General features: G+C 45.4%; 10 protein-coding genes, 1 pseudogene and 1 other annotated feature. Of the genes and pseudogenes, 3 read left to right on the top strand and 8 right to left on the bottom strand.

Annotated elements, in window-relative coordinates; genetic code table 11:
- Positions 1–131: 131 nt before the first annotated feature.
- Entirely contained in the window at positions 132–674 is a 543-nt protein-coding gene (locus DW904_RS02540) for an NADH peroxidase (RefSeq protein WP_118577931.1), read from the bottom strand.
- Positions 675–903: 229 nt separating this feature from the next.
- The gene (locus tag DW904_RS02535; protein ID WP_118577930.1) at positions 904–1,302 is read right to left on the bottom strand and encodes a transcriptional repressor; all 399 of its coding nucleotides are present in this window, start codon (positions 1,300–1,302) and stop codon (positions 904–906) included.
- A 188-nt stretch (positions 1,303–1,490) separates the two neighbouring features.
- Positions 1,491–1,776, top strand: a binding site (T-box leader).
- 89 nt (positions 1,777–1,865) lie between these two features.
- Here DW904_RS02535 and metG point away from each other — a divergent pair.
- From metG to DW904_RS02520, 3 genes and pseudogenes are all read left to right on the top strand, one after another.
- Positions 1,866–3,823 (top strand): annotated as a pseudogene (gene metG / locus DW904_RS02530) (methionine--tRNA ligase).
- Positions 3,824–3,900: 77 nt separating this feature from the next.
- Positions 3,901–4,407, top strand: a complete 507-nt coding sequence (gene moaC / locus DW904_RS02525) for a cyclic pyranopterin monophosphate synthase MoaC (protein ID WP_118577929.1) — start codon at positions 3,901–3,903, stop codon at positions 4,405–4,407.
- Positions 4,404–4,895, top strand: coding sequence for a MogA/MoaB family molybdenum cofactor biosynthesis protein (locus tag DW904_RS02520; protein WP_118577928.1), 492 nt, complete (start codon positions 4,404–4,406; stop codon positions 4,893–4,895). The genes moaC and DW904_RS02520 overlap by 4 nt, the downstream gene beginning before the upstream one ends.
- 96 nt (positions 4,896–4,991) lie before the next feature.
- Here the strand turns inward: DW904_RS02520 and DW904_RS22695 are convergent, their stop codons facing one another.
- The 6 genes from DW904_RS22695 to DW904_RS02505 form a co-directional block, all read right to left on the bottom strand.
- The gene (locus tag DW904_RS22695) at positions 4,992–5,129 is read right to left on the bottom strand and encodes a hypothetical protein (protein ID WP_202187654.1); all 138 of its coding nucleotides are present in this window, start codon (positions 5,127–5,129) and stop codon (positions 4,992–4,994) included.
- Positions 5,130–5,320: 191 nt separating this feature from the next.
- Positions 5,321–5,824: a GtrA family protein gene (locus tag DW904_RS02515; RefSeq protein ID WP_118577927.1), complete on the bottom strand. Its 504-nt coding sequence runs from the start codon at positions 5,822–5,824 to the stop codon at positions 5,321–5,323.
- A 13-nt stretch (positions 5,825–5,837) separates the two neighbouring features.
- Complete coding sequence (locus DW904_RS02510; RefSeq protein WP_347561998.1) at positions 5,838–7,532, bottom strand: glycoside hydrolase family 3 C-terminal domain-containing protein; 1,695 nt, start codon at positions 7,530–7,532, stop codon at positions 5,838–5,840.
- Positions 7,484–7,879 carry a glycoside hydrolase family 3 N-terminal domain-containing protein gene (locus DW904_RS24865; protein ID WP_347561997.1) on the bottom strand — a complete coding sequence of 132 codons (396 nt, stop codon included), beginning with the start codon at positions 7,877–7,879 and terminating at the stop codon, positions 7,484–7,486. Before DW904_RS24865 ends, DW904_RS02510 begins: the two co-directional genes overlap by 49 nt.
- A complete protein-coding gene (locus DW904_RS24860) occupies positions 7,764–8,270 on the bottom strand; it encodes a glycoside hydrolase family 3 N-terminal domain-containing protein (RefSeq protein ID WP_347561996.1) in 507 nt (168 codons plus the stop codon). The genes DW904_RS24865 and DW904_RS24860 overlap by 116 nt, the downstream gene beginning before the upstream one ends.
- Before the next feature lie 117 nt (positions 8,271–8,387).
- On the bottom strand, positions 8,388–12,281 hold the full coding sequence (locus DW904_RS02505) for an ATP-binding protein (RefSeq protein WP_118577926.1): 3,894 nt from the start codon (positions 12,279–12,281) through the stop codon (positions 8,388–8,390).
- Positions 12,282–12,286: the final 5 nt, after the last annotated feature.

The raw sequence follows: 12,286 nt of genomic DNA, 5'->3' as shown, positions 1-12,286 counted from the left end.
GATTTTTTTAGAGTGAAAAATGGGTTAGGGACACCTGATTTCCACACTGAAAATGGCATAAATCTGCAAAAAGAGGGAACCACTTTCGTGATTCCCCCTCGTAAAAATCCTTATTTTATGCGGTTTTCAGATTAGCCGAAGTATCTCTTAAGAAGACCAGCGAATGCCTTGCCGTGTCTTGCCTCATCTCTTGCCATCTCATGAACTGTGTCATGGATTGCGTCAAGGTTAGCTGCTTTAGCGCGTTTCGCAAGATCAGTCTTACCAGCTGTAGCGCCGTTCTCAGCTGCTACACGCATCTCAAGGTTCTTCTTGGTGCTGTCTGTAACAACTTCACCTAATAACTCAGCGAATTTAGCTGCGTGCTCTGCTTCTTCATAAGCAGCTTTCTCGTAATACATACCAACTTCCGGATATCCTTCTCTGTGAGCAACACGTGCCATAGCAAGATACATACCAACCTCAGAGCACTCGCCCTCGAAGTTTGCTCTTAAATCAGCAAGGATGTCTTCGCTGACACCTTTAGCAACGCCCACAACATGCTCAGCTGCCCATGCCATTTCATCATCCTGTTTCGTAAATTTCTCAGCCGGAGCCTTGCAGATTGGACATACTTCCGGAGCTGTGTCACCTTCATGAACATAACCACATACACTACATACCCATTTAGCCATAATTAAATTCTCCTTTTCTTATATAAAATTTTTATTTAGTTTTTAATAATAGTAATCATTACTGTTTTATGGTAACATATTGTTTCTTGCTTGTCAAGAGTTATTGAAACTTTTTTCTAACAGGATCGAATGTTCACTTAAAGTTTGGTGCTGTGGCCATTGCTTGTCGAGCGGCTGTAATTCCCTACAGAATAGCTATGATCAGAAAATGAAAAATTTATTCAACTGATTAGTGAGACTCTTCCTTCAGGCATTCCTTGCAAATTCCGAAAAATCTTGCTTTATAATCGGAAATCTGACCATCCTTAAAGTCAGCTGCAATACTCTCAAGGCTTTTATCAATATGTTCGCTGAATACGTCCATCACTCTGCCGCAGCGGGTGCACATAAAGTGACAATGGGGAACGGTGCGGGCATCGAATCGGTCTGCTCCGCCAAAGCTGGAAAGCTTCTGTATTTCACCCAGATCAGCGAGAAGAGAGAGGTTTCGGTATACAGTTCCAAGGCTGATGTTTGGATAAATCTGCTTCATATTCTCATAAACAAAATCAGCGGTGGGATGGTCGGTTCTGCCAGTAAGAAACTCCTTAATAGATTCTCTCTGGCGGCTGTATTTCAATGTGGCCATCTGATTCCTCCTTTCTCTCAATAATAGTAATTGTTACTGATATTAATATACAAGATAATTGCAAATTTGTCAATAGTAATTTGGCTAAATTTACACTAAAATTATAAATATTGCATCGCTGTAAAATGATAAATTTGGGTTTACAAACCCATTAAAATGTGATACGCTCTTTTATATGAATTTATAAGCCAAACCCATAGAAAAAGAGAGTACATTTGCGTACCGCATTACAGAGAATCCCCCGGGAGATGAGCAGTTAAGAGTTGCTTTTCCAGGCTGAGAGGGGGTGTGTATGGAACAGATGGAAGATGGCTTTGGAGGGGCGCAGTTGAAGTAATTTAGGCTGCGACAGGAACGCCTGTTATAGCGTAAGGGTATGAAGGTACCCGGTGAGATTCCCGAAGATGGTTTTTCCATCTGTACCGTGAGGCGGGAATGAATAGAAGTGGTAACACGGGATAACTCGTCTTCTCAGTATATTTGAGAAGACGTTTTTTTTATGTTGTGACAGGAAGGAGAAGTTTAACCAGCTCTTTTTGTTACACAGAAAAGGAGGAAATACAATGAGTAAACCAAAATATTACATCACCACAGCCATTGCCTATACATCCGGCAAGCCGCACATTGGCAATACCTACGAGGCGGTTCTGGCAGACGCCATTGCGCGTTATAAAAGACAGCAGGGCTACGACGTATTTTTCCAGACCGGAACTGACGAGCATGGCCAGAAGATTGAGCTGAAAGCAGAAGAAGCAGGTGTTACACCTAAGGAATTCGTTGATAACGTATCCGGTCAGATCAAGAGCATCTGGGATCTGATGAACACATCCTATGACAAATTCATCCGTACCACAGATGAAGACCATGAGAAACAGGTTCAGAAGGTTTTCAAGAAAATGTATGCAAAAGGGGACATCTACAAGGGAGAGTACGAGGGAATGTACTGTACTCCATGTGAGTCCTTCTTCACAGAATCCCAGCTTGTAGACGGAAAATGTCCGGACTGCGGACGCCCATGCGTACCAGCCAAAGAAGAGGCTTATTTCTTCAAAATGAGCAAATACGCAGACCGTCTGATTGAGCACATTAAGACACATCCGGAATTCATTCAGCCGGAATCCCGTAAGAACGAGATGATGAACAACTTCCTTCTTCCGGGACTTCAGGATCTGTGCGTATCCAGAACTTCTTTCAAATGGGGAATTCCGGTAGACTTTGATCCGAAGCATGTTGTATATGTATGGCTGGATGCCCTGACCAACTATATTACCGGAATCGGTTATGATTGCGATGGAGACAATTCTGAACTGTTTAACAAGATGTGGCCTGCCGACCTTCATCTTATTGGAAAAGATATCATCCGTTTCCATACTATTTACTGGCCAATCTTCCTGATGTCACTGGATCTGCCTCTTCCGAAGCAGGTATTCGGTCATCCGTGGCTTCTCCAGGGCGATGGAAAAATGAGCAAATCCAAAGGAAACGTTATCTACGCAGACGAGCTGGTTGATTTCTTCGGCGTTGATGCTGTCCGTTATTTCGTACTTCATGAAATGCCGTTTGACAACGATGGTGTGATCACCTGGGAGCTGATGGTAGAGCGTATGAATTCCGAGCTGGCAAATACTCTTGGAAACCTGGTAAACCGTACCATCTCCATGTCAAACAAATACTTTGGCGGCGTGGTAGAGAATAAAGGCGTAACAGAACCTGTTGACGATGATCTGAAGAGCTTCATTCTTTCTGTTCCTGCAAAGGTTGATGCAAAGATGGAGAAACTTCGTGTAGCAGATGCCATCACAGAAGTGTTCACTATTTTCAAACGCTGCAACAAATATATTGATGAGACAATGCCATGGGCACTTGCAAAGGATGAGTCCAAACAGGATCGTCTTGCAACCGTTCTTTACAATCTGGTTGAGGGCATTTGCATTGGAACCACTCTTCTTGAGTCCTTTATGCCGGACACAACAAAGAGAATCCTTGGTCAGTTAAATGCTTCAGAGAGAACTCTTGAGGATCTGAAGACATTTGGACTGTATCCGTCAGGAAACAAGGTAACAGATAAACCGGAGATCCTTTTTGCCCGTATGGACATCAAAGAAGTTATGGAAAAAGTAAACGAGCTTCATCCACCGAAAGAAGAACCAAAGGAAGAAAAGCCAGAGGAGAAGGTTGTAGATATTGAGGCGAAGCCGGAGATCACATTTGATGATTTCGCAAAACTTCAGTTCCAGGTTGGTGAGGTTATTGCCTGTGAGGCAGTGAAGAAATCCAAGAAACTTCTTTGCTCTCAGGTTAAGATCGGAAGCCAGGTTCGCCAGATCGTATCTGGAATCAAGGCTTACTATACACCAGAGGAAATGGTTGGCAAAAAGGTTATGGTAGTAACCAACTAAAACCAGCGAAACTTGCAGGAATCCTTAGTGAGGGAATGATTCTCTGCGCAGAGGATGCTGAGGGAAATGTATGCGTAGTCAGCCCTGAAAAAAATATGCCGGCAGGATCTGAAATCTGCTGATTTTGACCGGAAGCGTCCATCTGATATAGCCGGAATATAATACAATAGGTTAATATTGTTATAAAAAGGGACGAATTATGTGTAATAAACTAAGCCATTTTGATAAAAATGGTAATGCTGTTATGGTGGATGTCTCGGATAAACCGATTACCCACAGAACTGCAATTGCAACAGGTTCTATCCAGGTTGGAGCAGAAATCATGGAGCATCTTACTGCAGGCACTGTGGCAAAGGGAGACGTTCTTGGCGTTGCCAGAGTTGCCGGGATCATGTCTGTGAAGCACACCTCGGATCTGGTACCTATGTGCCATCCTTTGCCGGTTACCAAATGTACCATTGATTTCGAAATTGAAAAAGAAAATGGAATTATCCGCACTTTTTGCACTGTGAAGACAGACGGTAAAACCGGTGTGGAAATGGAAGCCCTTACAGGTGTGCAGGTGACTCTTCTTACAATTTATGATATGTGCAAGGCAATCGACAAGCATATGGTGATGACGGATATTCATCTGGTAGAGAAAACCGGCGGTAAGAGTGGAGATTTTTTATTCAAAGAAATAAAAACGAAGGGGGGAGAAAAATGAAACGAGTAGCAATTATCACATCCAGTGATATGGGATATCAGGGCAAGCGGGAAGATTTAAGCGGTCCGGCAATTAAGGAAATCGCAGAAAGAGAAGGCTATCAGGTAGTATCTATGGATATTCTTCCGGATGACCGTGCCATGCTTTCCAGGCGAATGGCGGAAATCGCAGATGAGAATCAGGCAGAACTGATTTTGACTACTGGTGGAACAGGTTTTTCCCCGCGGGATGTTATGCCGGAGGCCACCGAAGATATCACAGAACGTAAGGTTCCAGGAATCTCGGAAGCCATCCGCGCCTACAGCATGACGATCACAAAACGCGCCATGCTCAGCCGCGCCACAGCCGGAATCCGGAAAAAGACTCTGATCATTAATCTTCCAGGCAGTCCGAAAGCAGTAAAGGAGAGTCTGGAATACATTATTGGAGCTCTTGGTCATGGCATTGAGATTATGACCGGGGAAGCTGGAAATTGTGCAAGGCAGTAAATATTCATAAATTTTATAGTAAATGAGAATCCCCTCCACTATGCAGCAGTTGCTTTTGTGGAGGGGATTCTTAGTTTGTGGGCTGACGAAGACTGCTTATGGCTGCTCTTTCATAGTTTTAAAATACTGGCTTGTTACAATCAGTGAATTGTGCACCATATCTTCCAGTGCCTGATCGGTAAAATATGCGGCGTGAGGCAGCATAAGTACATTAGAGCCTGTTTGAAAAATCATTCCCGCAATCTGCACGCCCCACTTTGCGGGAGATTTCACCCGAATCGGTTGCCGTAGCCCGCTACGGCGCCCTCATCCGAGCGAAATCTCCCACAAATTGTGACGCACATCTTGCAGAAAGCCTTTTTCAAACACGCTCTAGCATTAAAAAACCCGGACTGCAAGGCAATCCGGGTAAAGGACAATCATCTTTATTTGTTCGGCATGATCCAGAATTTCATGGTCGGGTAGCTGAGAACTACCTGAACCAGAATGTTCAGAACATTTGCGAGTGTAGGTGCAAGTGCTTCGGAAATACCGATGTTTACGAAAAAGCTCTGGCTGTAAGCCGGAAGTGCTGCAGATACAAGCACCAGCACAACTGCAAGTACAATGTATTTCGGTACAGCCTTCTCAAACGCTGCATTGGATTTGAAAACCAGATTCTTCTGTACAAAGAAGTTTACGGTCTGAGCTGCTGCAGTTGCAACCAAAAAGCTTAAAAATCCACATAAACCAAGATTGGACTCGATATTATCTGCGTAATTGAACACCAGAAACTTAAATGGTGTATTTGCAAAGCTTTTGAAAATAAAACCGGTACACAGCCACATGATAATGAAGTTTGTAATAGTTGCACAGTTGGATAATACGTTAAATTTAATAAATTCCCAGATATTCGGGTGATCTTCGATTAACTGTTTGATTTTTCCCATAATGATACTCCTCCTATTTCTGCTCTTCCAGATCTTTCTCATACTGCTTGTTCAGCTTCTGGTTTCTGAAAAATCCGCTGATTACTTTTCCAAGTCCGCTGAAATGACCGTTTACAACCTTTAGAAGTCCCTCTACCATTTCCATGGAAACCATACCGCCTGTCATCTTAGCGATTGCACGGAATGGCATGTTATACTGGAACAAGGTGTTGAGATCCGGAATTCCCGCTGCCTCGCTCTTTTTCAACTTTTCGCCCAGCTTCTTACAGATGAAGCGGGCAATTCCGCTCTTTGCGTAATACATCTGGCAAAGGGCATCGTTCATGCCAAGCTCGCCGCTCCAACTTCCGTCCGGAATGGAATGTCCCAGGATCGTCTCGTACTCCTCATTTCCGACCTGCTGGATTTTTCCCTCCACGTAAGAAGAAATGCGGTTAGTATAGTATGGCATTACCTCAGTGGTTCCGATAATGGCAAGAGAATCCTGAAGACGGATATCCGCACAGCTTGCACCGATCATAATGCTGTAAACGCCGCCTTCTACTTCCCATTTATTTGTCTTCATATTCCAGTAACGGAATGTCTTGTCGTCGAACTTAATGGTAACGGTTTTCTCCTCGCCTGCCTTTAAGAACACCTTGGAAAAGCCTTTCAGCTCCTTGACCGGGCGGAAAACTTTTGCTCCCGGAAGTCCTACATAAAGCTGGGCAATCTCTGCACCATCATACTTTCCGGTGTTGCGAAGGGTAAACGTCGCCCCATCCGGCTTCACCTGAAGATTGTCATATTCAAATGTAGTGTAGGAAAGACCATATCCAAATGGATAGTTTACCGGCACACCTGCGGTGTCGAAGTAGCGGTATCCTACGTAAATTCCCTCTCTGTACTCAGAGTTCCGCTCCTGTGACGGATAGTAATTGTAAGAAGGAGTATCCTCATATTTCTTAATGTAAGTTTCAGCAAGCTTTCCGGATGGGTTGACTTTACCGGAAAGAATATCAAGCACTGCACCTGCACCTGCCTGACCCATGAGAGCGGTGTGAAGCAGGGCTTTGAAATGATGGTGCCATGGCATTTCAATAACAGAACCTGCACTGATGATACCAATCATGTTTGCGTTGGCTTTTGCCAGCTCCTGGATCAGGTTGATCTGGTTCTGCGGAATGCGGAGATGCTTGCGGTCAAGACCTTCTGTCTCGCTTTTCTCGTTCAATCCGAAGAAAAACAGAACCACATCAGAACGGCGGGCAAGATCTACGGCCTCTTTTTTCATAGCTTCGTCTTCCTTGCCATCGCGCTGATAACCGCGTACAATTCCAGTCACAGAGATTCCGCTGGTCTCCAGCATGTCCTTGATGGAATCTACTTTTGTGGAGTTTACCATGGAAGAACCTGCGCCCTGGTATCTTGGATCAAAAGCAAAGTCACCGATTACGGCTGCTTGAACCTTCGCTCCAACCGGAAGGATTCCGTCCTCATTTTTCAGAAGTACTGCGCTGTTCTCGCAGGCAAGACGTGCCAGCTTGTGGTGCTCCTCATGAAGGGCTTTCTTGTCTGCCACTTTTTTATAATGCTTTGCATTCTCGGTGGTGGTAAGTACCAGATCAAGAAGCTCGTCTACGCGCTCGTCAATGTCCTTCTCGCTGATCTTGCCGCTTTCTACGCTGGCAAGAAGCTCTCTTGCTGCATCAAGTCCCGGAGTCGGCATTTCCAGGTAGAACCGTTCTTTACACCGAGAGAATGGTCGTTAGAAGCACCCCAGTCAGTGATAACAGAGCCTTCGAAGCCCCACTCGTCACGGAGAATGTCTTTCAGCAGATGCTCGTTTTCGTTGGCGTAAACACCGTTTACCTCGTTGTAGCTGCTCATAACCGTTTTCGCGCCACCCTCTTTGATGGCAATCTCAAAACCGGTGAGGTAAATCTCACGGAGAGTTCTCTCATCTACCACTGCGTTCATTGCCATACGGCGAAGCTCCTGGCTGTTTACAGCGAAATGCTTTGCGCAGGCTGCTGCTCCTGTGCTCTGCACACCGCGGATAAAAGCAGCTGCCATTTCCGGAAAGATAAGGATCCTCGGAAAAATACTCGAAGTTACGTCCACAGAGAGGATTTCTCTTAATGTTCAGTCCAGGTCCAAGAAGAACGTTTACGTCTTCTTCCATGGATTCTTCACCAAGGGCAACGCCTACCCTCTGCTCCAGCTCTTCATCCCAGCTATTTGCCATAGCTGCCGCTGTAGGAAAACAGGTTGCCGGTACTGCTGGATTGATTCCCAGATGATCTCCTGCTCCAGCCTGTTTACGCACACCATTCGGTCCGTCTGAACAGAAAATCGACGGGATATCCAGACGCGGGAAATCTCTTGTCTGCCACTCGCTTTTTCCGCTGAGGAATGCGGCTTTTTCCTTCAGGGTCATGTTATCTATGATATTCTGATATTTCATGCTTGTGATCGCTCCCTTCTATATTGCCATAAATATAACATAACCCCGTCTGTAAAAGACGGGGTTATCACAAACTGTCAATATATTGCACAAGATGCATTAAAAAACCATTTATTTTTATCCCAGCACTTTCTGCAGCGTTTTCTCCAGCACCTGCAGATTCACAGGCTTGGAAAGATGTCCGTTCATACCGCTTGCCAGGGAACGTTTCACATCCTCGTCGAAAGCGTTGGCGCTCATTGCGTAAATCGGAATCTTTTTGCAATCCTCACGATCCAGATTCCGGATGGTCCGGGTTGCTTCCAGTCCGTCCATTTCCGGCATCATAATATCCATAAAGATCATATCGTAATATCCGGGAACGGATTCTTCCATGCGCCGCACAGCTTCTTTTCCGTTAACTGCCTGCTCGGTTTTAATTCCGTAATTTTCAAGAATCGTACAGATAATTTCCATATTCAGCTCATTATCCTCAACCACCAGGATTCTTTTTCCCGGGAAGCTGATCTCCTCCGGCTGGCTGGTGACCGTAGTCTTCTCTCCGCTTACCGGCTGAAGCTTCACGTTAAAGCTGAAGCTGCTTCCCTTACCAGGCTCACTTTCCAACTTAATATCGGAATCCATCATCCGCACAATTCTTCTGCTGATGGCAAGACCAAGACCAGTGCCCTGTTTTCTTGCATTTTCAGAATTATCCGCCTGCTCAAACTGCCGGAAAATAAGCCGCTGTTTCTCAGGTGCAATTCCAATTCCATCATCCCTGACCTGAAAATACAGATTGGAAAAGCCTTTCTCTTCTTCTGTCTCGCGAACGGTCAGCCACACATGTCCATCTGGTCTGGAATACTTCAGCGCATTTCCCAGAAGATTTACCAGAACCTGGTTCAGCCGCAGGGAATCTGCCATAAACCAATGGTTTTTCAGCTGGATATCTGCTATATACTGAATGTTATTTTCGTTCAGCTTCGCTTCCAGCAAAGGACGAAGTCCCTGTATCATCTCCATGAGATTGCATTTTTCTTCGATCAGCCTCATCTTTCCGCTCTCAATCTTGGACATATCCAGAATATCGTTGATAAGTCCAAGCAGATATTCCGAGGAGTACTCGATTTTTCTCAGACAGTCGATTCGCCGCTCCTCAGTCTGTCCATCTTTCAATGCAATCTCCGTCATACCTATAATACCGTTCATAGGAGTACGGATCTCATGAGACATACGGGCCAGGAAATCCGATTTCGCCTTGGCAGAAAGATCGTGACGCTCCAGATTCAACCGGTTTTGAATAATTGCGCTGATTTCTTCCAGACACTTACACTCTTCTTTTTTCTCCAGAACATCCTGGTCAATGTCCCGGAATACAATACTTCCGGAATACTGTCCGTTATCTGTCATATGGAATACAATATCGTTTCTGCCTGAAGCAAAAGGCTGAATCAGCGGCTCTTTCCATATGCTTTCCCCGGAAGTCAGAAGCTGCTGCATTTCCTGTGTCTCCACAAAGTGCTGGTATTGCTTCTCAGAACAGTGGACCATACCGTCCCAGCCATCCTTTTTCTCCCAGGTTTTCCAGCAGTACAGCAGGTTATTTACCATATATTCCCCGTTGAAATGGGTGATCACAATGTCTGTCAGATGGTATTTCTCCTGCAGCTTCAACGCCAGAATATCCAGAACCACAGAAGTATCACCATCTCTGTCAAACAGGTTCAGAGCTATAGAGGAAAGTGTCATTTCCTTCAGACGTTCCAGAGAAGCCACCTCCGCAAATGCCACATCAACCGCACAGGCTTTTTCCACCGTTGAAAGCTCCTCATAGAACATGATTTCCTGCTTTCCATGACGTGCAGCTGTAAGAGCAGTCTTCGTCTGTTCAAGTGCCTCAGACAGCGAATTTCTGCTGCCTGTAACTGCGATTCCACATTTCAGGGAAAGGGACAGATGCTTCTCATCTGTAAGCGCCCCAAACTCCTTTTCCAGTCCCTGCACACTTCTCACGATCGGTCCGGTCGTACATACCGGCAGCCATACCAGCATCTGGTCTGCACCAGCCCTGATATAAATACCACCGTTTAAACCGTCCTCCTGGAAGCGCTTCGCCAGCAGACCGGCAAACTGCTCCAGAATAATATCTCCGAAGATCAGGCCATAGCGCTCATCGATTTTGGAAAACTGCTGGATTTCCAGAAGTACCAGTACCCCTTCCGGGTCATCCCGACACAGTGTTTCCACAACTTCCAGTCCGCTTCCAAGGCGGTAAAAAGAGGTAATGGAGTCATAAATCTGCTTTCTTTTCTGCGCCTGCTCCAGAAGCTTGTGCTGATGCACATTGTGAATACAGCCAACGACCCTGCTGCGCTCTTTATTCTCATCAAAAGTAATGCTTCCGGATAGATTTACCCACTGAAATTCTCCATTGGCATGCTGCAGACGAAAGTCAACATCCAGAACGCCGTCTGAGCTTTTTACTGCGTTCACCAGCTTTGCCTTATCTGCCGGATGGATACTGTCATTATCAAGAAATTCCGGATGCTTTCCGCAGTCCCATACACCGTCATTGCCTTTACTGTTAACTATTTCCAGCAGTTTTTCCTTACATTTGTAGGTAAAAAAGGCATCCTGGGAACTTTCTACCGCAATCCGATAGCGCTCCTTTTCCTCCAGAAGCTGATTCTCTGTCTGCATCTGGGTATCCGTCAGATTCTCTATCACTTTATGGAGCTCATCAAGCTCCTGAATACCTGACTCCTGAAAACCGTGAATTCCCTTCACTCCGCCTCGTACACTCTCCACCAGATGGTAAACCGGTTCCGTCGCATACTGGACAAGAAAATAAACCAGAATAACCGCCATCAGGGCACTTCCCAGAATCGCTCCCAGAATTCTCTCATAAACATCGGAAATCAATCCATACACAGAATCCTCTGTAACAAAACCGCACAATGCCCACTGCGTATCTTCATACGGCACATTTCTGCTGTACAGCTCCAGATTGCTCACAAGTCCGTAAATCTGCTGTTTCCCAATGGCAGCCCCCTGTACCAGCCGCAAATTCTCCTGCACCGGCTCCTCCAGAACAAAGTCACTTCCGTCCCGGGAAACTGCATCATACAGCGCACCCTCACCGGCAATTCCCTCATAATTTCCATTTCCATGGTCTACCACAAGGGCAAATCCTGCATTCAGATCGGAATCCAGATCTTTTACCTGAAAAAATTTGGTCAGATCATTCACTCCCACTTCAATTCCAAGCACACCGTAAACGGTTTTATCATAAACAAGAGGTGCCGAATATGTGATCATCTTATGGTTATCCTTATAGAAATCTTCCAGAATAAACGGCTTCGACCAATAGCCCAGATTTTTCATACTGGTGCGGGAATCAACGTAATTTTCTGCTGTTATATATGGCTGGTAAAAAAAGTCATCGGCATCTCTTTTCCCATTGCCCTGGAAGTGGAAATCTGTATGCCAGGAAGTATCCAGTGAAATGGACATATTCTGCGACAGTACCTTACTTCCACGCTCCATCAGCAGGTCCGTGCGGGAAGCCGTTTTGGTCTGGGGATCTGAGTCTCTCACCCAGAAGCCTTTGTATTCCCCTTCCGAATCTGTATCACCGTCATTTCCCAGAACCAGAAAAATTCCAGAAGTGGAATTGTACTGCAAAACCTCCACCATATCATAAAAAACCGTTTCCAGATATTCCTCCTGAACTTTCCCTGAGCCCATGAAGCCCTGCATATCCATCTGATGATTGCTCAATACCTTTGTCAGCGCAGAGGACAGACTGTCACTTTCCTTGTACACGCTGCTCCACTGCTCGATCATATCGTTCTCCAGAACCACCTTACGGTTCTCCACCGTATGACTGTCCAGACCGATAACCGCATTCTCCATGTTTGAGCGGATTCCGCTGAAAATCAATGTCAGGAATGGGACTGCACCCTGTACAAACACAATGATCAGTATAGGAATCAGAAATATATTCCAAAGAGATTTCTTTTTCTTCACAGCCT

This window comes from Ruminococcus sp. AM42-11, from assembly GCF_003480145.1.
Taxonomy (GTDB): Bacteria; Bacillota; Clostridia; order Lachnospirales; family Lachnospiraceae; genus Blautia_A; species Blautia_A faecis.
Note: the sequence above shows the minus strand (reverse complement) of the source record. Positions and strands in the feature narration are given on the sequence as shown.